25 protein-coding genes and 2 riboswitches are annotated in these 24,586 nt (G+C 69.6%); of the genes, 12 read left to right on the top strand and 13 right to left on the bottom strand.

All coding sequences use genetic code 11. The annotated features are described in order from the left end of the window. Positions 1-77: 77 nt before the first annotated feature. The 4 genes from P0L94_00815 to P0L94_00800 all read right to left on the bottom strand — a co-directional run bounded on the left by P0L94_00815 (position 78) and on the right by P0L94_00800 (position 4,529). Complete coding sequence (locus P0L94_00815; GenBank protein ID WES64625.1) at positions 78-689, bottom strand: HNH endonuclease domain-containing protein; 612 nt, start codon at positions 687-689, stop codon at positions 78-80. Further along, positions 689-1,786, bottom strand: coding sequence for an AAA family ATPase (locus P0L94_00810; protein WES64624.1), 1,098 nt, complete (start codon positions 1,784-1,786; stop codon positions 689-691). The genes P0L94_00815 and P0L94_00810 overlap by 1 nt, the downstream gene beginning before the upstream one ends. A 710-nt stretch (positions 1,787-2,496) precedes the next feature. Next, positions 2,497-3,027 (bottom strand): hypothetical protein, encoded by a 531-nt coding sequence (locus tag P0L94_00805; protein WES64623.1) that lies wholly within the window; start codon positions 3,025-3,027, stop codon positions 2,497-2,499. Further along, positions 3,024-4,529 (bottom strand): RNA-directed DNA polymerase, encoded by a 1,506-nt coding sequence (locus P0L94_00800; protein WES64622.1) that lies wholly within the window; start codon positions 4,527-4,529, stop codon positions 3,024-3,026. Before P0L94_00800 ends, P0L94_00805 begins: the two co-directional genes overlap by 4 nt. Positions 4,530-4,883: 354 nt before the next feature. Between P0L94_00800 and P0L94_00795 the strand changes: the two genes are divergently transcribed. Continuing rightward, positions 4,884-5,798: a cyclase family protein gene (locus P0L94_00795; GenBank protein WES64621.1), complete on the top strand. Its 915-nt coding sequence runs from the start codon at positions 4,884-4,886 to the stop codon at positions 5,796-5,798. 372 nt (positions 5,799-6,170) lie between these two features. On the opposite strand, the gene P0L94_00790 is transcribed toward P0L94_00795, so the two are convergent. Together P0L94_00790 and arfB are read right to left on the bottom strand one after the other, a co-directional pair. Further along, the gene (locus tag P0L94_00790; protein ID WES64620.1) at positions 6,171-6,497 is read right to left on the bottom strand and encodes a hypothetical protein; all 327 of its coding nucleotides are present in this window, start codon (positions 6,495-6,497) and stop codon (positions 6,171-6,173) included. 135 nt (positions 6,498-6,632) lie between these two features. Further along, the gene (gene arfB, locus P0L94_00785) at positions 6,633-7,070 is read right to left on the bottom strand and encodes an alternative ribosome rescue aminoacyl-tRNA hydrolase ArfB (protein WES64619.1); all 438 of its coding nucleotides are present in this window, start codon (positions 7,068-7,070) and stop codon (positions 6,633-6,635) included. Positions 7,071-7,166: 96 nt separating this feature from the next. Between arfB and P0L94_00780 the strand changes: the two genes are divergently transcribed. The 3 genes from P0L94_00780 (at position 7,167) to P0L94_00770 (ending at position 9,972) form a co-directional block, all read left to right on the top strand. Then, positions 7,167-7,670: a GNAT family N-acetyltransferase gene (locus tag P0L94_00780; GenBank protein WES64618.1), complete on the top strand. Its 504-nt coding sequence runs from the start codon at positions 7,167-7,169 to the stop codon at positions 7,668-7,670. A 159-nt stretch (positions 7,671-7,829) separates the two neighbouring features. Continuing rightward, positions 7,830-7,944, top strand: a riboswitch (SAM riboswitch). A gap of 60 nt (positions 7,945-8,004) precedes the next feature. After that, entirely contained in the window at positions 8,005-8,550 is a 546-nt protein-coding gene (locus P0L94_00775) for a hypothetical protein (protein ID WES64617.1), read from the top strand. Positions 8,551-8,958: 408 nt separating this feature from the next. Beyond that, positions 8,959-9,972: a hypothetical protein gene (locus P0L94_00770; protein WES64616.1), complete on the top strand. Its 1,014-nt coding sequence runs from the start codon at positions 8,959-8,961 to the stop codon at positions 9,970-9,972. Between the two features lie 980 nt (positions 9,973-10,952). Here the strand turns inward: P0L94_00770 and P0L94_00765 are convergent. Next, the gene (locus P0L94_00765) at positions 10,953-12,302 is read right to left on the bottom strand and encodes a hypothetical protein (GenBank protein ID WES64615.1); all 1,350 of its coding nucleotides are present in this window, start codon (positions 12,300-12,302) and stop codon (positions 10,953-10,955) included. Further along, positions 12,297-12,412, top strand: a riboswitch (SAM riboswitch). (Overlaps the previous gene by 6 nt.) 59 nt (positions 12,413-12,471) lie before the next feature. Between P0L94_00765 and P0L94_00760 the strand changes: the two genes are divergently transcribed. Beyond that, positions 12,472-13,017, top strand: coding sequence for a hypothetical protein (locus P0L94_00760; protein ID WES64614.1), 546 nt, complete (start codon positions 12,472-12,474; stop codon positions 13,015-13,017). A gap of 129 nt (positions 13,018-13,146) precedes the next feature. On the opposite strand, the gene P0L94_00755 is transcribed toward P0L94_00760, so the two are convergent. From P0L94_00755 to P0L94_00745, 3 genes are all read right to left on the bottom strand, one after another. After that, on the bottom strand, positions 13,147-15,192 hold the full coding sequence (locus P0L94_00755) for a VWA domain-containing protein (GenBank protein ID WES64613.1): 2,046 nt from the start codon (positions 15,190-15,192) through the stop codon (positions 13,147-13,149). Between the two features lie 33 nt (positions 15,193-15,225). Then, positions 15,226-16,617: an AAA family ATPase gene (locus P0L94_00750; protein ID WES64612.1), complete on the bottom strand. Its 1,392-nt coding sequence runs from the start codon at positions 16,615-16,617 to the stop codon at positions 15,226-15,228. A gap of 192 nt (positions 16,618-16,809) precedes the next feature. Then, on the bottom strand, positions 16,810-17,220 hold the full coding sequence (locus P0L94_00745; protein ID WES64611.1) for a VOC family protein: 411 nt from the start codon (positions 17,218-17,220) through the stop codon (positions 16,810-16,812). Between the two features lie 167 nt (positions 17,221-17,387). On the opposite strand from P0L94_00745, the gene P0L94_00740 reads away from it, so the two are divergent. Further along, positions 17,388-17,564, top strand: a complete 177-nt coding sequence (locus tag P0L94_00740; protein ID WES64610.1) for a CsbD family protein — start codon at positions 17,388-17,390, stop codon at positions 17,562-17,564. A gap of 96 nt (positions 17,565-17,660) precedes the next feature. Here the strand turns inward: P0L94_00740 and P0L94_00735 are convergent, their stop codons facing one another. Next, on the bottom strand, positions 17,661-17,981 hold the full coding sequence (locus P0L94_00735) for a hypothetical protein (GenBank protein WES64609.1): 321 nt from the start codon (positions 17,979-17,981) through the stop codon (positions 17,661-17,663). Between the two features lie 114 nt (positions 17,982-18,095). Next, a complete protein-coding gene (locus P0L94_00730) occupies positions 18,096-18,617 on the bottom strand; it encodes an SRPBCC family protein (protein ID WES64608.1) in 522 nt (173 codons plus the stop codon). 214 nt (positions 18,618-18,831) lie between these two features. Between P0L94_00730 and P0L94_00725 the strand changes: the two genes are divergently transcribed. From P0L94_00725 to P0L94_00710, 4 genes are all read left to right on the top strand, one after another. After that, positions 18,832-19,566, top strand: a complete 735-nt coding sequence (locus P0L94_00725) for a hemerythrin domain-containing protein (protein ID WES64607.1) — start codon at positions 18,832-18,834, stop codon at positions 19,564-19,566. Positions 19,567-19,629: 63 nt separating this feature from the next. After that, a complete protein-coding gene (locus tag P0L94_00720) occupies positions 19,630-20,763 on the top strand; it encodes a type III polyketide synthase (GenBank protein WES64606.1) in 1,134 nt (377 codons plus the stop codon). 8 nt (positions 20,764-20,771) lie between these two features. Then, the gene (locus P0L94_00715; GenBank protein WES64605.1) at positions 20,772-21,464 is read left to right on the top strand and encodes a methyltransferase domain-containing protein; all 693 of its coding nucleotides are present in this window, start codon (positions 20,772-20,774) and stop codon (positions 21,462-21,464) included. Further along, positions 21,457-22,599 (top strand): NAD(P)/FAD-dependent oxidoreductase, encoded by a 1,143-nt coding sequence (locus P0L94_00710; protein WES64604.1) that lies wholly within the window; start codon positions 21,457-21,459, stop codon positions 22,597-22,599. Before P0L94_00715 ends, P0L94_00710 begins: the two co-directional genes overlap by 8 nt. A gap of 16 nt (positions 22,600-22,615) precedes the next feature. On the opposite strand, the gene P0L94_00705 is transcribed toward P0L94_00710, so the two are convergent. After that, on the bottom strand, positions 22,616-23,458 hold the full coding sequence (locus P0L94_00705) for a UbiA family prenyltransferase (GenBank protein ID WES64603.1): 843 nt from the start codon (positions 23,456-23,458) through the stop codon (positions 22,616-22,618). 417 nt (positions 23,459-23,875) lie between these two features. Between P0L94_00705 and P0L94_00700 the strand changes: the two genes are divergently transcribed. Continuing rightward, positions 23,876-24,145, top strand: coding sequence for a hypothetical protein (locus P0L94_00700; protein ID WES64602.1), 270 nt, complete (start codon positions 23,876-23,878; stop codon positions 24,143-24,145). Beyond that, entirely contained in the window at positions 24,142-24,528 is a 387-nt protein-coding gene (locus P0L94_00695; GenBank protein WES64601.1) for a PIN domain-containing protein, read from the top strand. The genes P0L94_00700 and P0L94_00695 overlap by 4 nt, the downstream gene beginning before the upstream one ends. Positions 24,529-24,586: the final 58 nt, after the last annotated feature.

The following is a 24,586-nucleotide window of genomic DNA, read 5'->3' as shown; positions in this document are numbered from 1 at the left end:
GTTCCGCCCCTGTGACGACGGGACCGACCTCGCGAGGCTCGTGCTTGACGAACTCCTCGGGGTTCGCTCCGACGATCCTAAATCTGAAGCGACCGAGCGATCTGCTGGACCGCCGCGGCGCCGTCTGAGCCACCCGCGACAATCACGTCCACTTCGGATTCGAACCGCGAGTCGGTTATGGCGTTCGGCCACGCGATGTACTTCTGAGCGAACCGCAGCAGATCGCAAACATAGATGGTCCGCTTGCCCTTCTCTGTCTTGCCGAGATAGACATGTTGCTGCCGAAATATGTGGTCCGCATACTCGTCAAAGTGCGGATGAAGGATCAGGAAGTCGGTCGACTTCGTCGGATACTTTTTCCGTCGGTTGTTCTTGAGGACCCGCTGGTCCTTCTTCGCACGGTTGCAGTCGGGGCAACATGCGACGAGGTTCAGCGGCTCAAACATGAATCTCGGGTGCGTCGACCGAGGAACAACGTGGTCAATATCCCATACGCGGTGATTCTCGGAAGCGAGGTGGCGCTGACAGTAGCAGCAGGTGGTGGCTTGCGCATGAATGTAGTGCGACTTGATCGTCGCCTTGAGATCTTTGACCGAGTCTTCAGCCCACGCGCTCGGCGCGCACGGCTCCGCGCCACACAAGTCCTTTATCAACGCAAGCTGATCAGCGGAGAAACTCACGACCTCCATCAGTCTGCGCTACGCTCTCGTGCTTTGCGGAGCTGCTCTATCAGTCCAAGCGTCGGAGAACCAGGATCGAGGCGAGGTGCTATCTCCAATAAGGGCTCCATCGCGGCTCTGAATTCTGGCGATGCCGCGGCGCCGTCTGCCGCCAAGCGCAGCGCTTCCACCAATCGTTGCTTGAGGTAGAGATTGTTGTTGCCCGGCACGTCGAATGCGCGAACCAGAACTTCATCGACTGAGTCGCCCGCATAGTCAGCGCCCGGCTCAGCGACCTGACGCTTCGGATCGAAGGAAGCGACATTCGCGGCATCAGGGGAAACATCGGAGACAACGAGTGGCGAATGGGTGGCGACAACGAAGTGGCAACCTGAGTAGCTCGAGAAGACCTTCGTTAGTAAGCCGAGATACTGCGATTGCCACTCTGGATGAAGACTAACCTCAGGCTCGTCAATGAGGACGAGCGCGTCGTTCTCAATTACGGCGGCAAGCCCGAGAAACGCCGTCACCAGCGAGAGCTCCCCCGAACTAACCTCGCGAAGGTCCACCTTCAACCCACCGTCCTCGCGTTCTAGCTCCACGGCGCTCAGCTCGACAAGCCCGGCTCTCTTGAGGAGCTGCATGTCCCGAAATCGATCTAGCTCGGTTGTTCCGACGCTTCGAAAGTCAGCGGTAAGGCGCACCTCCCGCGTCGGATGGCTAGATCTCAAGTTATCGACGATCGTCTGGAGCTCATCCAGAATGCTCTCGTCGCGGTCCACCATCCGTTGAAGGCGAACGGAGACGCTGCGCGCAGCAACCGCCCCCTCCTCTTCGTCCAGCAGGTCCCTCAGACCACGTTCAGAACGAAGGATCGACGAGTAGCGCCATCTATACGTGTGTTCAACACGTGGCGCGTACCCCAAGAACTTGAAGACCTGAGCGATTCTCCTTCGCCGCTGCTGAGTCGATTCTGTCGCCTCGACCAACGCCTCGAGTGCGTAGAGTGCCACTGCGGTGGCGGACGCCCGTCCCGAGCGGTCGCGCAGGCCGAGGTAGCTGTATATGCCCTCGTGGATAGAGTCACCCCGAAGATCCTCCCTCGGTGGCAACGGGAACTTGTCCATCGCAGTAGTGCTAATGGCGATAACCCTTGAGGGCAAGGGGATCACTTCCGGATCACAGTTTTGCCCATTTCTTGTCCCATATATTCGACCACGCTCCGCCGTCCATAGCTCGCAATCGTCGTCGCCGACCCGGTAGCGGAGTCGCCAATTGGAGTCGCTGCGACTCCGAAGTGGCATGCGCCCGCTCCGCGCCGATGCGAATACGGACGCGATGGCGCCGAGGGCCCTGCTCTTGCCGAGCCCATTCCTTCCAATCAGCACTGACACCCAAGACTCCGGCTGAGTCCGAGGGCTGTTGTTGTCGGGCGAAACCTCAAGCGACATCGTCGTCGCCGCCGCATCAACGAACATACCGGTTCGGGAAAAGTCCGACGCGATGGAGATCAATCTTGTGCCCTGCATTGCCCCCGCCGTTCGAGCTAGCTCTTTGGCCGATCCTATCGACGTCACTCGGCCGCAATTCGCGCACGCGCCAAGCCACTACCCAGCCGCTGCGACACTTTACTCGCACGGCTCCGATCTGATCTTCTGCTGGGCTGGTCTGAAACTGCTTGTTGCGGCGCTGCGCTTCGGCCATCTCTCCGGACCCGCGACTGGCCCAACCTGCGCGTGAGCGTGCTCGATCGGTTGGTCGGCATTTCCCCCCAAGGGTTGCCCTACATTAAGGGCGTCAGGAACACACGCGTGGAAGATTCGCTTGCGTAGACCGCTCACCTTGCCCGAGCCCCCGAGTCAAGCGCGATCACGTAGCTACATGCGATCTTGACCGCTGCTACCGAAGTCTCGGCCGTCAAGTTGAGACGATTGCCACGCATTCCGAGCTTCATGACGGAGACAAGCTTGCTTTCCAGCGCGAGCTGGTCCGACAGCCGATTCCTCTGGAGCCTCGTGAGCTCGCCGGCGCCGTGCGTGAGCGCGTTTCTGAGTTCCACCAGCACATCGAACTCCTGTGCGGCCTGACTCCCAGCGATCGATATGCCGAACCCATCCTTCAACCACTGCCTACGACTCTGCCAGGACTGGTGAAGCTGAGTCCGCACCTGGCCGAACGCGAGCTCCTGGAAGTCGCTAGCTGCGTGGAGATCAGCGGCCGAGAGTTGGTCGAGCAAGTCATCGACGTAGCCCTCCGTCAACGCGCATGACCTCAGAACGACAAGTTCCGGCGAGGTGCCGTTGGAGTGAGAATCGGCAATCGCCCAGAGCGCGCGCTCCGCCAGTCGACCAACTGTCTTGGGAATCATCCGTCAGCCTGTTTGCTCCCCCACCCAAAGGCCGCCCGGCTCAATCGCGAGGACTGCGTGATCGCACGACTCACTGGGTCCGAGTCTGATGCTCCGGACCTTCCTAGAGCAGCTGCAAGTCCGTTGCGCGTGATGGACGTTGCCGCGCTGTACAGACGACCAACATCCCGCGGACGCAGGACGCCCATCTCCGCCACCACCCACGCCGCCTGAGCACGAACCACCTCATGAGGATCTTCGAGCTGTGCACGAACCCACGTGGCGACCGTCTTTGCATGCTTGTCTTTCGCTTCTCCCACCACCCCTTGGTCAGAAGTCGCCTGAAGCAGCCAGAGTTTCGCCCACGGACTCTGGCGCTTCATCGTGACGAGCTTCCTCAGCGACTTCCAGTTCTCCTCCGGTTCTGAGCGCTTCGCGATGTAGCGAATCACAGTCGAAAGACGCAAGGGATCGCGAAACACCAACTCCCGGAGCACCCTGTTCGGCACGCGCTCAGGCGCTTCGTCAAGTCCTTGGATAGCTCGACCCGCAAGGCGCGTCGGAATGCCGCTCTCCGAGCGTGAGTTCTCCATCCAGTCGTTGAGCACCTGCCGATACGCCTCACGAAGCGCTTCATCGTGGTCAGGCTCGTCCTCGAAGACGGCTGGCTCGCCGTACGGCCCAATTAGGTCATCGAAGGTCACGGTGAGCGAATCCACCGCCTCGGAAAAGTACTTCTGGACAATCTGCTGAAGGAGTGAATCCTCCTCCTGGAATCGCTTTGAACGCTTGATCGAGGTCTTCTCCGAGGAGAGGATCAGGCCGAGTGAACGTGCCACTTCCGCAGCTTCCTCAATGATCTGGTTTGCTGCGCCCCAATCGTCGGCAAGCACCCGGAAGTCATCCACATACCGACGAAATCGTCGCTCCTGCTGCAGCAGGGACCGCTCAAGCCGCCCGAGATAGACATCCCCCAAGAGATCGCTGGTACCCATCATCTGTGGGAGGCCGCGGGGCCGTTGAAATGCTTCTCCGAGTAGGTCGATGAGAGGCCCGACCACTGGCGCGTTCAATGACTGCGTCAGCAGCTCTCGCCGTAGCACTTCGTGATCGACGTACTCGTACATCGAAGCGATGTCGATGGTCACAATGTACTTGCCCTGCTCGTTCGCCCCGGGAAGCCCAAACCCACGGAAGTCAGCCCAGTTCTCCGGAGTCCTCGACTCCGCGGGCAGGTCGGGGCGCAGGCTGTCCGCGAGCGCACCGTAGGCGACTCGGTCGATCCCAGCCAAGACAGTCACTGGACGCGGGCCGAAGCCACGTCGAGGCATGCTGAATGTTGAGGACGTGACGGCTCGGCCGGCCGAGTAATCCGTGGTCACCTCCCGGACAATCGTTGCCTCGTTTCCAGCCAGACACTTCTCTGAAATCAGAAGCGGTAGTCGATCCAGGGCATTTGCAGTCAATGAGGCAGCACTCGTCTTGAAGTCGAGCTTCTTCATGACGGCGGAATCGAGCTTCATTGGAGGTCCCCTCGGCGAAGACCCACAGTACCGCGACCGGCCCAAGGTCGCCCCGTCCGACGACATCACCGGGCGCCGGGCACGAGTTCAGGCGCGCGAAACGCATTCGCGTTGTCGTATTGGAGCGCCGACCAAGTCAATCTGCGCCACTCAAGCTGAAGGTGTGCGCACAAGCGCGCGAGCCGAAGCTTCTCAGTTGCGCGGCGACTGCGACGGTCGATCCATCGCGCGAGGTTGTGAGATCCCCCAGGTGTGCGGGAGCGTGTGCATGCCGTCCTGCCAACCCTCCACCCCGTACCGCCAACCCCGCGGATAGCGCGGCTCCCAGCATCCGCTCGCCCCTACTCTCATCCCATGCCCGAGTACCGCGCCCACTTCGACTTCGAGATCGCCTTCGCCAATGGCGGGGACCTGCACGGCACCGGGTTCCGGCTCGACCTGCCCGGGCCGCATGCCGACGAGGCGGCGATCGGGCTCATGCTGGTGCGCCACCTCGGGCTCGCGCTCGTCGAGCGGGTCGAGCTGACCGGGCTGCGGATCGTCGAGGAGCCGCACCGCGGCAGCCGGGATGTGCCGGCCGCTCCCCCGGCATCCGGGCGGCGGGTCGTGGATCTCAGCCACCCGATCCGGGCGGGGCTCGTCACGTATCCGGGGCTGCCCGCGCCCACGATCACCCCGCACCTCACGCGCGAGGACTCGCGCTCGCGCTACGCGCCGGGCACCGAGTTCGCGATGGACGTCATCACGATGATCGGCAACACCGGCACCTACCTCGACTCGCCGTTCCACCGGTACGCCGAGGGGCCCGACCTCGCGGGGCTCGCGCTCGAGGAGCTCGTGGGGCTGCGCGCCGAGGTGTTCCACCTCGAGGATGCGTGGGATGCCGGCCGCCGCGGCATCCGGCCCGAGACGCTCGCCGATCGCGACGTCGCCGGAGCCGCGGTGCTGCTGCACACCGGGTGGGACCGTCACTTCGGCACCGAGGCGTACGGGAAGGGCGCGCCGTTCCTGACCGGCGAGGGCGCCGCGTACCTGATCGAGGCGGGCGCGGTGCTGGTCGGGATCGACTCGGTCAACATCGACGACACCGAATCCGGCGGCGAGCGCCCCGCGCACACGCTGCTGCTCGGCGCCGGCGTGCACGTGGTCGAGCACCTCACGAACCTCGGCGCGCTGCCGCCGCGCGGCGCACGGTTCACCGCAGCGCCGCCCGCGGTCGAGGGGTTCGGGACGTTCCCGGTGCGGGCGTTCGCGGAGGTCGGGGCGTAGGGAGGCCCGGTTGCCACGGTGAGGCACATGGATTCGATCAGTCACCGAGAACTGCGCGACCAGAGCGCCGATGTGATTCGACGCGTAGAGGCGGGTGAATCGCTGATTGTGACGAATCGAGGCCGCGCGACTGCCGTGATCGGCCCCGCCGGACAGGCACCGATCGATAACCTCGCTGGGCGGGGGCAGGTGCGCCGAGCACGGGGCACCCTGGCCCAGCTACACACGATTCAGCGCCGACGAGCCGGACGGAGTAGCGCAGAGATCGTCGCCGACTCCCGAGAGCACCGGTGACGGCCGCCCCGCGTATGGGGGCGGTGAGGCTGCTCATCGACCAGCAGGGGTGGCGTCGTTTCGCGGCGCTGTTCCTCGCTATCCCTGAGACTCGGCGGCTTCCCGGCGAACCTCGTCGGTCATAGCGGGGCTCGGAGGGTCGCCGCCCTGTTCGCCCTCGTCTCCGCTTGTCTGGGCGACTGAGGCGTCGCCGCTCTCCTCCCCCGCGCCCTGATGCGGCTCGGCCTCGTCGCCACTCGTGATCACGCCGATGCCCACCGCCTCGTGGCTGGGCTCGGCGTCAGAGGTATCGCCGGCCTTCGGCTCGTCGCCGGGCTCCGTCTCGGTGCTCGGTTCCTCAAGCTGCTCCGCGGTGGGCTCCTCGGCCTCTCGTCCGGGGTCTTCGGTCTGCGGGTCGCTGGTCATGGCATCGTTCCTCGCGTCGTGGGTTGTCAGGTCCCAGACTTCGCGCGTGCGGGATCACGAGCAACGGCCTTGACTTCGGGGGTGGCCGCGCGTAGGCGGCCCGCCGTGCAGCGGTCTCGAGGGCCGCTGCGGCGGTCAGTCGTTCGGCGGACGCCGCAGACGTTTGACGTCGGTGCGCTGCTTCTTCGCCTTCAGGCGCCGCTCCTGCGACCCTCGGCTCGGCTTCGTCGGCCGCCGCTTGGGCGCCGGCGGTCGCAGGGCGTCGGCGACGAGCGCCGCGAGACGGGCGCGGGCGGCGTCGCGGTTGCGCAGCTGGGCGCGGTGCTCGGATGCCGCGACCGTCAGCACCCCGTCGATGAGGCGACCGCTCAGCCGCTCGAGCAGGCGCTCGCGCTGGTGCGGTGAGAGCACTGCCGACCCGCCGACGTCCCACGACAGTTCCACGCGCGAGTCCGTCGTGTTGACCCCCTGCCCACCCGGACCGGAGGACCGCGAGAACCGCCACGACAGCTCGGGCTCGGGAATCGTGAGCCGCGCGTCGACCCGAAGTCCGGGACGGTGAGGGCCTGCCATACGTCCATCATCCCGCGATCACCGTTCTCGGACGGATGCCGCTGCGGCAGCATCCGATGGGCCCCGCGACCGCCACGACCGCCCTACGCTGGTGCCGTGATAGTCCTCGAGCCCCTCCCCGACGACCGCTTCGCGGCGTGGCGCGAGCGGGCGATGGCCGGATACCGCAGCGACCTCGCCGCGTCGGGCCGGACCGCCGACGAGATCGAGGCGCACGTCGCTCGCGTCGAGCCCGAGCTCTTCACCGACCACGGCCCGCGCGAGGGACACTTCGTGTTCGAGATCTCGGTCGACGACGACGAGGCCGGGTACCTGTGGGTGGGACCGGGACCGTCCGGCGACGAGTTCTACGTGTGGGACATCGAGATCGACGAGGACTGGCGCGGCATGGGGCTCGGACGGTCGGCGATGCTCGCCGCCGAGGAGCTCGCGCGCGCCGAAGGCTACGCGACCATCGCCCTCGCGGTCAGCGACGCGAACACCGTCGCCCGCGGACTCTACGACTCCCTCGGCTACGAGACGGTCGACACCCAGGGCGGGCGCCGGCTCATGCGCAAGGCGGTCCCGGCATCCGCCTCGGCCTCCGACAGCGCGGACTGAAGTTCGGCACGGCCCCGGCTCACCAAGCCACGCTCCGCCACCCGGCGATGCGCCCTGGGCCCTGGGCCCTGGGCCCTGACGGGATTCGGCGCCCGGCCTCGCCGCGCTGTGGACAGTTCCCGCAGCGATGTCGGCCGCCTCTGCTACATTCGCACCCGGGTTCACGAGTGGCAGCTGTCGGTACCTGGCCGGCTGCCCGGCAACCCTCTCCGTCGAGCGGGGTGCCCCAGGGGAAGAACCGGCCCGCCGCGACCGCGTCGGGCAAGTCGACGGATGCCGCGAGCCGCGGCATCCGCTCTCAGGGGCGCTGCGGCGTCCCGGGAAGGTGACCGCCATGGACACCGAGCACACACCCAAATACACCGGACCCCGGCCCGAGGACTGGGGCGACGTCCCCGAAGCCGAGCGCACCATCTGGATGCGGTACTTCATCGACTACCCGCCGGCGTTCCCCGGCGCCTTCGCGATGAACATGATGGCCCGCGCCGCGCTCGCTGGCAGGACCGACGTGTCGCCACGCTGGTCGCGCTTCGGCGCCGCGATGCACGCCAACGGCTTCGGCCCCCTCGAGTACTACGTGCTGATGCAGACGATTTCGGCGCTGCGCCGGCGCGAGAGACTCGACGAGGCGGTGCACCCCGACCTGTTCCGGGTCGACATCCCGGCCGGCAAATACCAGATCCTCGACCCCGACACCGGCGACCTGAGCCCAGGACCGGCGACCTACGTGATCATCCCGGAGGGCTGGGCGAACTGGCCGCTGCACCTGCGCTACGGCCAGACCCCCGCCCGCGCGACCCAGTACGTGCTGACCGGCGGCGAGCCCGCACCCATCAGCACCGCCTACCACGGCGACGAGAAGATCGAGTACACGGACTGACCAGTGGCGCCGCCGCTCGCGGCTAGAACCACCACGACCGTCCGCCTCGCAAATCCGCACGCTGCTGTAGGGCGTCGCGGGCGCGGGCGAGCGGTCGCCGGGGCGGGGCGGGCGAGGCAGACGGCGAGCTCCCATGCGCACGGCGATCGCCCGCACCCGCGAGCGAAGCCGTCAGCGATCCGTCAGGTTCGCGGGACTGCTCCCGTCTGGCGCGTTCGGTGGGCTGGATGCCGTCCACCACCGCGCCCGCCCGGGAGACCCCATGTCGCTCGCCCTCCACCGCCTCGACCTGTTCGTCGGCCGCCGCCGCGCCGCCGTCCGATCGGGTGGGTGCTCGCGCTCATGGCGTTCCTACCCCCTATATTGACTGTGCATAGGGGTGAAGGTCGGCTCTACCGGGGGAGAGGCATGAGCCAGGTCGCAAAACGTGTCCTTGTCGGCGTGGGCGGCGCGGTTGCGCTCGCCGCAATCGCGCTGGGTCTGCTGAGTCTGTCCCAACCGCCGATCTTCAGCCTGCGAGAGGACGTCCCCTTCATCGGCGTGCAGACCGGAGGGAAGACCGGGCCGCTCTGGCTAGACATCTCCACACCGGAGCCAATCTCCGCCGATGATCCAAGCAGCCGCTTCGAGATCACCGCCGAAGTTCTCGGCAAGCCCGGATCCGTCGCGCACCTGGTGATCGGCGGATCACTGGCGGCGGCCGATCCAACGTGCTCTGGGATGGCCGCAAACGTCGGTGAACCCGAACGGATCAACAGCGACGACGACCTCTGGCCGATGCTGACCGCCTACAACGAGCGTCGTCCAGGAACAGGGAGGATCTTCGGCGTCGCGGGGATCGACGCACGGGCGAAAGACGAAGCCGAGTCCTGGCTGCGCGAACAGGACCTGTTCATCGCGCGGAACGTCTCGCTCGCAGGCTCGGTGACGAGAGAGTGGCAGCCGGACGACTCGACCGAGATGACCAGCTATGAGCTCGGTACAGCGACGATGACATGCACGTTCGACAGGTCCGCCCTGACCCAGGAACTTCTCTACCGCACACGATTCAGGGGAATCGATCTGATCGTCGCCCACAGCTCGCAGGACGGAGACAACCTCCTGAGGGTCGACTACGACCTTGAGATCCAGTCGGACGAGCCCATCAGGTTCTACCGGTCGACATTCACCAGTTCAGAGAGTCGTATCGATGAGAGTCGGGACCTCATTACGAGTTACACCGGGGACTGGTGGGCGCGGAACTACACCGGCGAGATCGGCATCACACTGGCGGCCGGCGCGACTCACTGGGAGCCGTCGGATGCGCCCGGTTGGCGGAGCAGATCGCAGTTGTTCGCGGGCCTCTTCGCATCGTTGAGCCTCGCGACACTGTCCGCAGCCATCGCTTACGGCGTGAGCCGGTCCAGCTGGGGGACGCGATGAGTGGTGTCCCATCGGTCAAGAGGACGATCGCGACGACGATCGTGGCGGCGTCGGTGTTCGCCGCCGGATGGTGGTTGGCTGAACAGTCGAACTCGGAGACCACCGACCGCGGCGTGACGTCGGCTCTCGCGGTCGTCGCATTGACCCCGAGCGCCGCCGTGGTGGGCGACATCAATTTCGTCGGCCTGACTCCCGAGAATCCGCGAGCAGGACGAATCTCTGTCTGGGCCGGCATGGGAAAGACCGGTTCTCCGGACGAGACCGGCGCTGAGTCGATCCTCTCCCGAAGCGATCCCTCCGACGAAGAGCCCACGGGTGACAGTCGGCAGGGCATCACGGTCATCGCCGGAGGCGATGCCGCGGACGAGTTCGCGGACTGCGACGCGGACGAAGTCACCGTGTGGCCGGATGTCCTGTTCGACGAATTGTCCCCGGCTGAGAGGGTGGCCGTCGTCGACAGCGTCCACACCCAGCAGTCCGACCGCGAGGCCCAGTACGGCCGCCCTGTCCAGGAGTCGAACATCGCGGCGATCGACGTCGCCAAGGCGATGACGTTCACGATTCTCGAGCCGGACTGGCTGGACCCGGACGAGTGGTCGATGACCGGAACGCCACCTGAATCAACAGAGTCGAGCGAGGCCGGGGGAACCGACACGCGCGGCGCGACCGGGCACTCGGCCTTCTTCCAGTGCGACGTCTCGCTGGCGGGGCTCTGGTGGCCGCAGACGTGGGGAGTCCGCTTCGAGCTTCCCGCTCTGTCGGTGGCCACCCCGTCAACCGAGGGCGCGAGCCACGTCGAGGCTCGCGTGGGCGTCTACCGGAATCGGGAGCTCACGTCGTTCGCGTACTCGAGAGCCGAAGGGCTCGACGACGCCGACGTCGACGAGAACTGGCCCGGACTCGACGGACGGCGCACGGTCATCGACGCCTTCTCCGATGTGGAGCCGGTCGTGTCGTACCCGGATGTCTCGATCAACTATTCATCGAGTCAGTCGTCGGCCTTCCGCGACTCCGCTCTCTTCCTCGCGGGCGTCATGTTCTCGCTGTTCTCGGCCCTCGTGGTCGCGATCGTGCGACAGTTCGTGATTCGTCACGGCGCTCGGCGCGCACAGGGATAGCCGCCAGAGGCGCAGTTGCAGCGCCTGGACGCCCACCGCCGCGGGTCCAGGGCCGACGTCGGGTCTCGCACCACCGCTCTTGCCACCCGGTGCGATCCACGGCTCAATGAGCCGCTGGAGAGCTCTAACACCCTGCGGGTCTCGACCGCCGTACTCGAGGGAATCGCCGCGCGTGCCCGATCTCGAGGTCGAGACGCTCGACCTGTTCCAGAACGACCTGGCACGGTCCTCGGGTTCGTCGGCATCCCGTCCGTCGCCGCGCTCAGCCCCGCCGGCTGCGGCGACGAGTCGTGCGGCCGTTCCAGGGCCCGGTGCCCCACAGCGCCCACGCGATGAACACCGGCTGCAGGAACAGCCGGATGAAGCGCGCCCGCTCGGTGCGCAGCAGCGGCGCCGACCGGCCCGTGCGCCAGTGGTGGACGTTGCCGGGGAACACCGCGACGAAGAACAGCGCCGCGGCGGCGCCTTCCGTCCGCCGCTCGCGCGCGGCCGCGACGAGCGCGCCGCCGAGCACCAGCTCGGCGATGCCCGAGCCGACCACGATGCGGTCTCGCCGGTCGTGCTCGCCTCGAGGCGATCGGCCACCTCGTCGTACAGGTCGGACTCGCCGAGCACGGGCATCGCCGCCAGCACGTCGGCGGCGGTCACCTGCTCGCCGGTCATGACGGTCGCGCCGTCGTGGAGGGCGTCGGCGAGCACGCGGGTGTCGAGGCCTCGCAGGTGGGCGCGGGCGGTCTCGGCGACCGCGACGCGCAGCAGGTGCTCGAGGATGGCGCGCTCCCGGCCCTCCTCCCCCGTCTCGAACTCGATCTTGCCGCCGAGCACCTCGACGGCGGTCTCGAGGTCGACCGGGCGCGCGACGGCCACGTCCTCGTGCTGCCGCGTCGCTCGGTGCAGGGCCGCGGCCGCGATCGTCTCGGCGCCGGCGATCGCGAACCGCGCCGAGACTCCGGCGCGCTGGTCGACGGCATCCGACTCGCGCAGATTGCGCGTGAACCGCGCGAGCACCTCGAGCAGATGCGACGGGACGTCGGCGACGAGGTCGGCCTCCTGCCGGATGACCGCGATCTCCTCCTCGATCGTCTGCGGGTAGTGCGTGCGGATCTCGGCACCGAAGCGGTCCTGCAGCGGCGTGATGATCCGGCCGCGGTTCGTATAGTCCTCGGGGTTCGCGGTGGCGACCACGAGCACGTCATTCGCAGCCAGGTTCACGAGTGGCAGCTGTCGGTACCCGGCCGGCTGCCCGGCAACCCTCTCCGTCGAGCGGGGTGCCCCAGGGGAAGAACCGGCCCGCCGCGACCGCGTCGGGCAAGTCGACGGATGCCGCGAGCCGCGGCATCCGCTCTCAGGGGCGCTGCGGCGTCCCGGGAAGGTGACCGCCATGGACACCGAGCACACACCCAAATACACCGGACCCCGGCCCGAGGACTGGGGCGACGTCCCCGAAGCCGAGCGCACGATCTGGATGCGGTACTTCATCGACTACCCGCCGGCGTTCCCCGGCGCCTTCGCGATGAACATGATGGCCCGCGCCGCGCTGGCAGGCAGGACGGACGTGTCGCCACGCTGGTCGCGCTTCGGCGCCGCGATGCACGCCAACGGCTTCGGCCCCCTCGAGTACTACGTGCTGATGCAGACGATTTCGGCGCTGCGCCGGCGCGAGCTTCTCGACGAGGCGGCGCATCCCGACCGCTTCCGGGTCGACATCCCGGCCGGCAAATACCAGATCCTCGACCCCGACACCCGCGACCTGAGCCCAGGACCGGCGACATACGTGATCATCCCGGAGGGCTGGGCGAACTGGCCGCTGCACCTGCGCTACGGCCGGACCCCCGCCCGCGCGACCCAGTACCTGCTGACCGGCGGCGAGCCCGCACCCATCAGCACCGCCTACCACGGCGACGAGAAGATCGAGTACACGGACTGACCAGTGGCGCCGCCGCTCGCGGCATCCGCTCCGCGGGCGGCGCCGCCACCTCCGAGAGGTCTCGCTCCCTGGCCCTGGGCCAGGAGCGCGGCGACGAGGTGCAGGGCGCTCAGCGACCGGAGGGCGCGATCACCACCACCATGACCGCCCCTGGAGCATCTCGCCGAAGTCCTCGGGCGACCCGCGGCCGGTGTGACGGGAGCCGAGGTAGCTGTCCACGACGGCGCGGCCGAGGTCGTCCAGCTCGGGGGCCACGACGTGACCGCCGGCGCGTCGGGCGAGCGCGTCGAGGAAGCGCGCGAGCCCCGGGTCTTCGCCCAGGCGGAAGAAGGTCGTCTGCGCGCCCATGCGCTGAACGGTGTCGAGCTCGCGCACCGTCACCGCCACGGTGCGGGGATCGGGCGGGTACGCGAAGTGCGCGCGGCCGTCGGGGCGCAGGTGCGCGGTCGGCTCGCCGTCGGTCACGACAAGGAGCACCGGCTGCGCCGTGGGGTTGCGACGGAAGTGCCGCTGCGCGAGCAGCAGCCCGTGCTGCAGATTGGTGCCCTTGTTGCCCCAATCGGCGTCCATCGCGGTGAGCTGCTCGAGGTCGATGACCGACGCGTAGCGCCCGAACTCGATCAGCTGCAGGGTGTCGCCGCGGAAGCGGGTCGAGATCAAGTGGTGGAGGGCGAGAGCCGTGCGCTTCATCGGCACCCAGCGGCCGTCGATCGCCATCGAGAACGACGTGTCGACGAGCAGCGCGACCGCGGCCTGCGTGCGCTGCTCGGTCTCGACCACCTCGACGTCACGCGTGTCGAGCCGGATGCCGGACGACGCATCGCCGCCATCGGCCACGGTCCGCAGCACCGCGTTCGACACCGTGCGCGGGATGTCCCACGGCTCGGTGTCGCCGAACGCCCACTCGCGTGTCGCCCCGGTGCGGTCGCCCGCAGCTCCGGCGTGACGCGTCTCGCGGCGACCGGTTCTCCCCGACTGCCGCGTCGCGATGTCGCGCAGCAGCGCCCGCCCCAGCTGCCGCATCGCGCGCGGGGTGAGCCGCAGCTGCCCGTCGGACGCGCGGTGCAGCATCCCGGTGTCGCGCAGCTCCTGTTCGAGCTCACGCAGCGTCCGCGCACTCACGGCGGCGTCCTCGCCGACGAGGCGCTCGAGGGCGTCGAGGTCGATGTCGTCCATGCGCGCGCCCGGATACGACTGGGCGAGCTGATCGGCCAGTGCCTCGAGGTCGGAGAGGTCCTGCATGATGCCGGTCGCCTCGCCGAGACCGGTTGGCTCGTCCCCCGAGAAGGATGCCGAGCCCGTCCAGTCCTCGCCGGGGCGTAGCGATTGCAGGTTCTCGTCGAGGCGCGACAGCGACCGCATGAGGTCGGGCGAGCCGAACGCCTGGGCCGACAGGCTCATCAGCTCGTTCCGCTGCTCGGGGGTCATCGAGTTGAGCATGCGCTGGGCGGCCGCCGAGCGCTGCGCGAGCGTGTCGAGCAGCTCGTCGAGGTTCTTCGGGTTCTCGGGGAACTGATCCCCGTGCTTGCGCATGAACTCGTCGAAGTCCTCCTGCGTGTCGTCGCCCATCCGGCGTTTCTCGAGCAGGTCGTTGAGGTCGTTCAGCATGTCGCGGATCGCCTGGCGGTCGGCATCCGTCGCGTTCTCGAGCGCGTTCTTCATGCCCGCGAACCGCTGGTCGAGGAGCTCGCGGCCGAGGAGCTCGCGGATGCGGTCGTAGTCGGCGCGTGCGCTCGGGCTCTGCCAGTCGTAGTCGGTGAGCTCGGTGACGGCGGCGGCAGTGCCGGGCGGCAGGTTCTCGAGCCGCATCTCGGAGAAAGCGCGGACGTCGTCGTCGAGCTGCACGTCGCGCACGAGGTGCTTGCGCTCCTCGAGCACGGCGCGGTCCAGGAGCTTTCGGACCTCGTCGAGCGTGCCGTCGAGCCGATGGCGTCGCATCAGCTCGGCGCGGCGCTCGCGGACCCGGCGAGCGAGGTCGTCAAGCCCCTCGTTGCGGCGGTCGCCGCGGCGCAGGTACTCGCGCAGCGCCCGCTCGGCGGAGGTCCCGGCCATCACGTCCTGCCCGATCGCCTCGAGCGCGGCCTGCACCTCGATGGGCGGCGCGAGCGGATCGCCGCCCGTGTACCGCCCGTACCGCGCCGTGTGCGCGGGGTTCCGGTGGAAGCCGCGGGGCATCAGCGGATGCCTCTTCCGCGCGCCGCAGTGTGCTCAGCCATAGACGGTCTCCCCGCCCGCACTGTCCTTGCCGATGCGCTTGTCGAGGTACAGCGATTCGAGCAGCAGCTCGAGCGCGCCGGCGCGCTCGCCGACGGTGCTCGCCTCGAGGCGATCGGCCACCTCGTCGTACAGGTCGGACTCGCCGAGCACCGGCATCGCCGCCAGCACGTCGGCGGCGGTCACCTGCTCGCCGGTCATGACGGTCGCGCCGTCGTGCAGGGCGTCGGCGAGCACGCGGGTGTCGAGACCCCGCAGGTGTGCGCGAGCGGTCTCGGCGACCGCGACGCGCAGCAAGTGCTCGAGGATGGCGCGCTCCCGGCCCTCCTCCCCCGTCTCGAACTCGATCTTGCCCCCGAGCACCTCGACGGCGGTCTCGAGGTCGACCGGGCGGGCGACGGCCGCGTCCTCGTGCTGCCGCGTCGCGCGATGCAGGGCCGCGGCCGCGATCGTCTCGGCACCCGCGATCGCGAACCGCGCTGAGACGCCGGCGCGCTGGTCGACGGCATCCGATTCGCGCAGGTTGCGCGTGAAGCGCGCGAGCACCTCGAGCAGGTGCGACGGGACCTCGGCGACGAGATCGGCCTCCTGCCGGATGACCGCGATCTCCTCGTCGATCGTCTGGGGGTAGTGCGTGCGGATCTCGGCGCCGAAGCGGTCCTGCAGCGGCGTGATGATCCGGCCGCGGTTCGTGTAGTCCTCGGGGTTCGCGGTGGCGACGACGAGCACGTCGAGGTCGAGCCGTAGCACGTACCCGCGGATCTGGATGTCGCGCTCCTCCATGACGTTCAGCAGCGACACCTGGATGCGCTCGGCGAGATCGGGCAGCTCGTTGATCGCGACGATGCCGCCGTTGCTGCGCGGCACGAGCCCGTAGTGGATCGTCTCGGGATCCCCGAGCGACCGACCCTCGGCGACCTTGATCGGGTCGACGTCGCCGATGAGGTCGGCCACCGACGTATCGGGCGTCGCCAGCTTCTCGGCATACCGCTCGGTGCGATGGCGCCACACGACCGGAAGGTCGTCGCCCTCCGCGCCCGCGCGTCGGATGGATGCCGGCGTGATCGGGTGGAACGGATGCTCGCCGAGCTCGGATCCTTCGATGACCGGCGACCATTCGTCGAGGAGCCCCACGAGGCTGCGCAGCAGCCGCGTCTTGCCCTGCCCGCGCTCGCCGAGCAGCACGATGTCGTGGCCGGCGAGCAGGGCGCGCTCGATCTGCGGGACGACCGTCGTGTCGAAGCCGTGGATGCCCGGCCAGGGATCCCGGCCCTGTGCGAGGGCGTCGAGGAGGTTCTCGCGCAGCTCGATCCGCACCGGCCGGTACGTGTGACCGGATGCGCGGAGCTGGCCGGTCGTGGCGATGGCGGGCGGCGATGCTTCCATGACGAGAGCGTAGGACTGCCCGGGGGCGGTGTGGGCCGGATCAGGAGATACCCAGCCTCAGCCTCGGCTCGCCTTCGTCGCCCGCCGCCTCGGTGAGGGTGCCAACGGGCGGAGACGGTCGGGGCGGTCAGTCGCCCGCGGCTCACCCGCAAGCCGCACGGACGGAGCGAAGAAGATGCGGGGAACCCGCGCCTAAGCGGTCGCCGCGCTCCGGGGCGGGTTGTAGGCGAACTCGATGCGGATGCCGTTGTCGTCCTCGACGAACGAGGCGTAGTAGCGATCGTTGAACCGCGGATACGCCTTGGGCTCGCGCACCTCGGTCCATCCTGCGGCGAGCGCGAGGGCGTGCAGGCGTTCGACGTCGGCGCGCGTGGCGATGTCGAAGGCGAGGTGCTGCCAGCCGACACGCCCGTGCCGGTGCGGCCCGGTCCCGTCCTCGCGCGCGGGAAAGAGGATCAGCTCGGTCTCGTCGGCGTTGTCCCACGACACCGATCCGTCCTCGTCATGACGGGTGTAGCCGAGTGCCGTCAGCACGGGGTCGAACTGCGCGACGGCAGCGTTCAGATCGTCGACGGTGATGCCGAGGTGGTCGAGAAGGGCCATCCCGAAAGCCTAGAGCCGGCCCTCGACACCGCCTCGGCGCGGCACCCGCCCGTGCCGACCGAGGCGCTCGACCGCCCATGTAGCACGTGACGACCATTCGTTCCAGCCCCTCCCCGAATCCGCGCTCGTGACGTGTGATGGAGGTTCATCCCAGGAAGGAGCACGACATGGGTATGGACGACGACATCAAGCACCACGCCGAAGAGGCCGCCGGCAAGGCCAAGGAGAAGTGGGGCGAGGCGACCGACGACAAGGACCTCGAGCGCGAGGGCGAGGTCGACCAGACCAAGGCCAACCTCAAGCAGGCCGCCGACGACGTCCAGGACGCGTTCAAGCGCGACTGATCGCCGGGCCTCGGCATGAGCAGACGGGCGGTGGAGCGGTTGACGCTCCGCCGCCCGTCTCTCTGAGAACCCCGGTCCGGCGCGCGCGGATGCCGCTCAGCGGTCGCCGCGCTGCTCGGGCGTCAGCCGCATCCGTCCTCGGCCGAACGGCATGGCGGGCGCCCGGTAGGTGATGGCGGGCGGGTCCCCGGCCTCGAGGGCGAATTCGGCCTGACCGAAGCGCCACAGCCGGTTGAAGAGGTACACCCCGATCGTCGCCGTGTGGTCGGCGGGAAGCTGCCACGTGCCGACGCCCCACTGCACCGGGTTCCCGCGACCGGCGACCACGACGGTCGGCCGGACGCCGACGTACAGCGCGAACCAGGGCCTGGTCAGCGTCAGCTCGATGCGGCGGGTCCGTTCTGCCGACTCGCTCACCGGCGTCCCGCTCCGGCCGGCGCGGCGGACGACCGCACGGCAGCACGACGGATGCCGTGGCCCCGCAGCAGACGGGGGCGGGGTCGAGCGGAGATGGCGGTCACACCCCCATCCTCACACCTCCACGACGCCGCGCTCCGGGATCGCGTGATTCCGCTGCCACGTCCGGGACGCGTAGACGCGGCGCGTCAGCAGACGATCGAGCCGCACGAAGTCCCGGGCGAGGATCGCGTGCGTCGCCCAATCGGGCAGCCAGCCGAGCTGCCAGCGCATCGCATCGCTCAGCACGCCGGCGTACTCCGCGCGGATGCGCGTCTCGCCCCCGACCGCCTCGCACGCGTACTCGACGCGCGAGTTCCACGGCGCCGATGACAGCCACACCACGCGCTCGTTGTCTTCGAGGGCGTCGAGCGTGTCGATGAAGTGGGCCTGGAAGGGTCCGATCTGATCGGTCGCCATCCATCGCGTGCCCACGCGCGGCGGTCCGTCGTCGAGCTGCACCCGGAAGAAGGCGGCGGGGGCGAACTCGCGCCACTTCAGCGGGTCGGCGAGGTACGGGAACACCGCCTCGACAGGGTGATGCACCGTCGCGTCGACGGTGACGCGACGTTCCCAGCCGCGCCGGGTCGCGCTCACGAGGACCCCTATCGTCCATGCCCGCTCGCGTCCCAGCCCGCGGGCACCGTCCCTCGGTCCCGAGCGTACGACCACGTTCGGGCCCGCACAACGGTCCGCGCGGCGTGCGAGCGCGCGCCGAGGGCGGTGCGGCGCGGACGTCCCGGGTGTAGCCTGCGGCTGTTCGCCACGCAGGCGGCATCCGTCGCACGTCCGTGGCGGGATCGAGGTCGAGATGGCTGAGAGACTGCCGTCGTCCGGAGCCCTGCCGGAGGGGCAGACCCCCGGCTGCGACCCGTCGGGACTGATCCTCGTCCATCGCATCTTCCGGTGGCTCTATCGCGAACTCCCGCTGCTCGTGCGCGAGGTGAAGGCGGGCGACACGGCCCGCTCGTCGCTGGTCGGGGACTACGCGTCCCTCGACTTCTTCGCCCTGCACCTGCACCACGAGACCGAGGACACCGTCCTGTGGGATCGCCTCACCGCACGCGACCCGGCGTGCGTCGCGCACGTGGACCAGATGAAGGCGCAGCACGCCGAGGTCGCGCGGCAGCTCACGCTCCTCGAACCGCAGCTCGCGCCGTGGGTCGCGACGGCGGATCCGCGGCTGCGCGACGCGTTCGCCACCGACATCGAGACCCTGCGCGACACCTTGTTCGGCCACCTCGGGCAGGAGGAGGACGACATCATGCCCGTCGCCGCCGCCGTGCTGACGCAGAAGGAATGGGACGAGCTCGAAGGCCACACCCGCGCCGCCCTGCTCGCGCACCGCAAGGAGCTGCCGCGTGACGTGATGTCGCTGCAGCTCGGCCTGCTGCTGGCGAGCGTTCCCGAGGACGAGCGCGACGAGTGGTACCACGCCAACGTCCCCGCCCCGATCCGGCTGCTCTACGCCCTGCTGATGAAGCGGCGGTACGACCGCGCGATGCGGGAGATCTACCCGGATCGCCCGGTGCCCGAGATGACCTGACAGTTCTTCGAGCGTCGCGCAACCCCGGCCCCACCCACCCCGCGGCCGTGCCAAGGTGTGACCATGACGGCTCGCATCGTGGCGATCGGGACTGCGGTTCCCCCGACCCGCATCGACCAAACCCGCGTTCGGGACTTCTTCGCCGCGCAGCCGGGAGCCGATCGACTCACGCAGCGCCGCATCCGCGCCGTGTTCGACGCGGCGGCCATCGAGAACCGTCACACCGTGCTCACCCAGCTCGCCGATCCCGCCGCGATCCCCGCCGACCGCAGCGAGGATGTCGAGGGAGTGGACTTCGTCGACGAAGCCGCCGTTCTCCTCGCGCCGACGACGGGAGCCCGCAACGACACGTACCAGCGCCTCGCCCCTGACCTGTACGCGAGCGCGGCGAGCGCGGCGATGACGGATGCCGGCATCCCGGCATCCGCCGTCACCCACGTCGTGACGGTCTCGTGCACCGGGTTCTTCGCCCCCGGCCCCGACTACCGGCTCGTGCGCGACCTCGGCCTGTCCGATACGGTCCAGCGGTACCACCTCGGCTTCATCGGGTGCGCGGCGGCGATGCCGGCACTTCGGCTCGCGGCCCAGATCACCGCGGCCGAGCCGGACGCGGTCGTGCTCGTCGTCAGCGCCGAACTGTGCACGCTGCACGTGCGGGACTCCCCCGATCCGCAGCAGATCGTCGCCGCCTCCGTCTTCGCCGACGGCGCGGCAGCCGCCGTGATCACCGCCGACCCGGCGATCGGCACCCCCGGCGGACTCGACCTCGACCGGTTCGGCACGGCGCTGACGACCGACGGCGAGGAGGACATGGTCTGGACGATCGGCGACCGCGGGTTCGAGATGATCCTGTCGGCCGAGGTGCCACGGATCGTCGGCCGCGAGATCCGCGGAGCCGTCGATCGGTTCCTCGACGGAAGCCCTCCTCCCGACGCGTGGGCGGTGCACCCGGGAGGGCGGAGCATCCTCGACCGGGTCGAGGCGGGCCTCGAGCTCGACCCCGATGCGCTGTCGACGTCGCGGACGGTGCTGCGCGACTACGGCAACATGTCGAGCGCGACGATCATGTTCATCCTGCGCGCGCTCCTGCACGACGACGCGCTCGCCGACGGCGCCCGTGTCGCGGCCCTGGCCTTCGGGCCGGGCCTGACCGTCGAGTCGGCGCTCCTGACCAAGCGCTCCCCCGCCGTGGCATGAACCTGTCGGTGCGCGACGACGCGCTGCGCGAGCTGATGGACGATCCGGCGTGCGACCCGGAACGCCTGCGCTCGACGCTCCGGCGCTTCGACACCGTCAACCGGCTCGTCGCCGGCTGGGACGCCGTCTACCGCACGCACGTGCGCCCGACCCTCGCCGGTCTCGGACGCCCCGCCCGCGTCCTCGACCTCGGCAGCGGCGGCGGCGACGTGATCGCGCGCCTCGCCGCGTGGGCGCACCGCGACGGGCTCGACGCGTCGTGGCTGGGCGCCGACCCGGACACCCGCGCGCACGCCGTCGCCACGTCGCGCGGGGCGCCGGCGACCGTGTCGTTCCTGTGCACGGATGCCGCGACCCTGCGAGCCGAGGGCGCCGTGTTCGACATCGTGATCTCGAACCACGTGCTGCACCATCTCGACGACCACCTGCACGGATTCCTCGACGACTCCGCCGCGCTCTCGCGAGGACCGGTGCTCCACAGCGACATCGAACGCGGCCGGCTCGCGTACACGCTGTACGCGCTGGGCATCACACCGCTCGCCCCCGGCACCTTCCTGCGCACCGACGGGCTGCGCTCGATCCGGCGCAGCTACACCGTGCCCGAGCTGCGCGAGCAGCTGGAGACCCGCGCGTCGGGCTCGTGGCGCGTCGAGCGCCCCACGACCTTCCGCCTGCTCGCCGTGGGGACCGGCCATGCCTGACGTCGCGGTCGTCGGCGCGGGGCCGGTCGGGATGCTGCTCGCCGGCGAGCTCGCCCGGCACGGACTCGACGTCACGGTCCTCGAGCGCCGTCCCGTCCCCGGCGCCGGAACGCGCGCGATCGGCGTACACGCGCCGGTGCTCGCTGCGCTCGAACCCTCGGGCCGCACCGATGCCCTGCTCGCCGTCGCCAAGCGCGTGCCGCGCGGCGAAGCACGCTCCGACGGCCGGCGGCTGGGAACCGTGCGCTTCGACCGGCTCGCGACGAGGTTCGGGTTCGTGGCGACGCTGCCGCAGGCGGCGACCGAGGCGGTGCTCGCGCGCGACGCGCCGGACCCGGTGCGCGGCGTCGAGGTGACCGCGGTCGAGCCGGCATCCGCATCGGTCAGGATCCGGGCGCTCCGCAACGCCGACCCGATCGAGGTCGAAGCGCCGCTCGTCGTGGTGGCCGCGGGAGTCTGGGGGCGCGGGCTGGTGTACCGCGGCTCGGGGCTCTCCGCGCACGAGTACCACGACCGCTACCTCATGACGGATGCCGCGGTCCAGGCACGCGACGACGACACGACCGCGGTGGTGCACCTCGACCGGACGGGCGTGCTGGAGTCGTTCCCGCTGCCCGGCGGCATCCGGCGGTTCGTGGCGTGGGACCCGCCCGGTGGCGACCCGGATCCCGGCATCCGCACCGCGCGGCTGCGTGCGGCCCTGCGGGCCCGCGGCGAAGAGATCGCGGCGGATGCCGTCGAGTCGGCCACCGCGTTCGGCGTGCGGCGCGTCATCGCACCGAGTCTGCGCCGGGGGCGCCTCTTCGTGATCGGCGACACGGCCCACGAGGTGAGCCCGATCGGCGGCCAGGGGATGAACCTCGGCCTGCTCGACGCCATCACGCTCGCGCCGCTCCTCGCTGAGTGGAGCCGGACGGGCGTCGCGCCCGAGCCGGAGCTGCACCGGTGGGAGCAGCGCCGCGTGCGCTCGGCGCGCACGGCGGCGAGACTCGCGGCGATGAACACCGCGCTCGGCAGGCCCTTGCCGCCCCTCGCGCACCGCGTGCGCGTGGCGGCGCTGCGCGGCGCGCTGAGTCCCGCCACCGGGCGCGTGTTCGCCCGCGCGTACGCCATGGGCCTCGACGCCGACTCCTGAATCCGCGGTGCCGGGATCAGCCGACGAGCGCTCGCCCGGTCGCGACGAGCTGCGCGGCGAGCAGCAGCCCGGCGAGCATCACGAGCCGGAAGAGTGCGCGCGACGGCGCCTGTCGCACGACCATGATCACGGTGACCGCGGCCACCGCGATGACTCCCGCGAAGAACACCCACGAGATGGGCGTCACCGTCGCCAGGTCGCCGCCGGCGGCACCCGCGAGCACCGCCACGGCCCCGGCGATGACCGCGACGGCCGCGGCGACCGTCGACGTGCGGGGTCCCCACCGATGCGGCAGACCGCGCACACCCGTGGCCGCGTCGTCGTCGAGGTCGGGCAGGACGTTGGTGAGATGCACGGCCGCGCCGAGCGCCCCGCCGGCGATCCACGCCCATCCGGGGGCGAACGCGGGGTCGGGGGACGACAGCGTCGCGAGGCTCGGGAAGATCCCGAAGCTCACCACGAACGGCACGATCGAGGCGGGGGTCGACTTCAGGCCGGCGTTGTACGCCCACGCCGACCCGAGCGCGAGCGCATGGGCGACGAGCATCCGCCATCCGAGGATCGCCGACAGCGCGAGCGCGAGGGCGAGCAGTGTGAACGCCGCGCCCCACGCGACCGACAGCCCGACGTCGCCGCGCGCGACGGGCTTGTCGCCGCGACCCGTGCGGCGGTCGCGCGGCGCGTCGATCGCGTCGTTGGAGATGCCGACCGAGAGCTGCCCGGCGAAGACGGCGACGCCGAGCAGCGCGATTCGCGCAGGATCGAGTCCGGCTGCCCAGCCGAGCGCGAGCGCGAGCGCCGTGACCACCAGCGTCGGCCCCGGATGCGACGATCCCCACAGTGCACGCAGCGTGCTCACGCTCGATGGTCTCACGGCTCGTGCGGCGGCCCGGGTGCTGTACCCGGACAGGGGTCCGGCCGGGTCCGAACTGTCATCGTTCGGGCCCGGCCGGATTCGCGGGTGCGCTGGGTGACGATCCTCCGCGCTCCCGGTTTCGAGGAAGTCCGACGGCCACCGCGGCCACATTTCGAATGCCGGCTCCGGCGCTGTGCGCGAATGTCCTTCAGGGAACGGAGCATGTCAGCGCGAGCGCTCCACCGGCGCTTCTGCGGCGACCGTCTGGAACTTCCTCTGTATGTGTCGCCCTGGGGGCGATTTGTTGATCACAGCCTAGCGTTGTGGTCTGACCACCGGAGTAGGACCAAAGTCCCATGTGGTCGTCGCACCGCTTGCGCCTCGGTGTTGCACTCAGAGCCCCGGTGCTACACTGCCCGCATGCCGACCACACGCCCGCGCCACATGGTCACCGAGACCGATGACGTGGCGCGCGCCCTCGACGCCGCATCCCGCGAGTGGCCGGAGCTGCACGATGACCGCGCGGCCCTGCTCCGCCGCCTCATCGCTCGCGGATACGAGAGCCTCCACGCGTCCGGCGCCGAGGAACTCACCCGGCGCCGCGCGGCACTCGCCGCGCTGGCGGGCAGTCTGACCGGAGCCTTCCCGCCCGGCCACCGCGAGAGCCTGCGGCGCGAGTGGCCCGAGTGATCGTCCTCGACGCGAGCATCGCGATCGCGCTGCTCGACGCGGATGACGCGCACCACCACACCGCCGTCGCGCTCCTGGGCGAGCACGTCGACGACGACCTCGCGATCAGTACTCTCACGCTCGCCGAGGTGCTGGTGCGCCCCGCGCAGCTGGGAGCGGCGGAGCGCATCGATGCGGGCCTGCGCTCGCTGGGCGTCACGACTCTCGCCCTCGGCGCGGATGCCGCACTCGAGCTCGCGCACGTGCGCGCGGCGACGGGATTGCGGATGCCCGATGCTGTCGTCCTCCACGCGGCCGAAACGGCGGGAGCCGCCCTCGCCACGGCCGACCGGGTCCTGCTCTCGGCGGCCCGTGCGCGCGGGGTCGTCGTGCTCGCGGCTTAGGTCCGGAGCCGACCACCCTCGCACCTGTCACGGGGGAGGCGGGCGTCGGAACCCCGTC

Source organism: Microbacter sp. GSS18 (genome assembly GCA_029319145.1).
Classification (GTDB): Bacteria; Actinomycetota; Actinomycetes; order Actinomycetales; family Microbacteriaceae; genus Microbacterium.
This window is presented reverse-complemented; position numbering and strand designations above follow the sequence as displayed.

Coding starts and splice junctions, on each gene's coding strand:
- P0L94_00810 (WES64624.1), bottom strand. CDS start 1,786: ATGGACAAGTTCCCGTTGCCACCGAGGGAGGATCTTCGGGGTGACTCT.
- P0L94_00775 (WES64617.1), top strand. CDS start 8,005: ATGGACACCGAGCACACACCCAAATACACCGGACCCCGGCCCGAGGAC.
- P0L94_00750 (WES64612.1), bottom strand. CDS start 16,617: ATGGAAGCATCGCCGCCCGCCATCGCCACGACCGGCCAGCTCCGCGCA.
- P0L94_00790 (WES64620.1), bottom strand. CDS start 6,497: ATGACCAGCGACCCGCAGACCGAAGACCCCGGACGAGAGGCCGAGGAG.
- arfB (WES64619.1), bottom strand. CDS start 7,070: ATGGCAGGCCCTCACCGTCCCGGACTTCGGGTCGACGCGCGGCTCACG.
- P0L94_00760 (WES64614.1), top strand. CDS start 12,472: ATGGACACCGAGCACACACCCAAATACACCGGACCCCGGCCCGAGGAC.
- P0L94_00725 (WES64607.1), top strand. CDS start 18,832: ATGGCTGAGAGACTGCCGTCGTCCGGAGCCCTGCCGGAGGGGCAGACC.
- P0L94_00800 (WES64622.1), bottom strand. CDS start 4,529: ATGAAGCTCGATTCCGCCGTCATGAAGAAGCTCGACTTCAAGACGAGT.
- P0L94_00745 (WES64611.1), bottom strand. CDS start 17,220: ATGGCCCTTCTCGACCACCTCGGCATCACCGTCGACGATCTGAACGCT.
- P0L94_00815 (WES64625.1), bottom strand. CDS start 689: ATGGAGGTCGTGAGTTTCTCCGCTGATCAGCTTGCGTTGATAAAGGAC.
- P0L94_00720 (WES64606.1), top strand. CDS start 19,630: ATGACGGCTCGCATCGTGGCGATCGGGACTGCGGTTCCCCCGACCCGC.
- P0L94_00740 (WES64610.1), top strand. CDS start 17,388: ATGGGTATGGACGACGACATCAAGCACCACGCCGAAGAGGCCGCCGGC.
- P0L94_00700 (WES64602.1), top strand. CDS start 23,876: ATGCCGACCACACGCCCGCGCCACATGGTCACCGAGACCGATGACGTG.
- P0L94_00770 (WES64616.1), top strand. CDS start 8,959: ATGAGCCAGGTCGCAAAACGTGTCCTTGTCGGCGTGGGCGGCGCGGTT.
- P0L94_00710 (WES64604.1), top strand. CDS start 21,457: ATGCCTGACGTCGCGGTCGTCGGCGCGGGGCCGGTCGGGATGCTGCTC.
- P0L94_00755 (WES64613.1), bottom strand. CDS start 15,192: ATGCCCCGCGGCTTCCACCGGAACCCCGCGCACACGGCGCGGTACGGG.
- P0L94_00795 (WES64621.1), top strand. CDS start 4,884: ATGCCCGAGTACCGCGCCCACTTCGACTTCGAGATCGCCTTCGCCAAT.
- P0L94_00805 (WES64623.1), bottom strand. CDS start 3,027: ATGATTCCCAAGACAGTTGGTCGACTGGCGGAGCGCGCGCTCTGGGCG.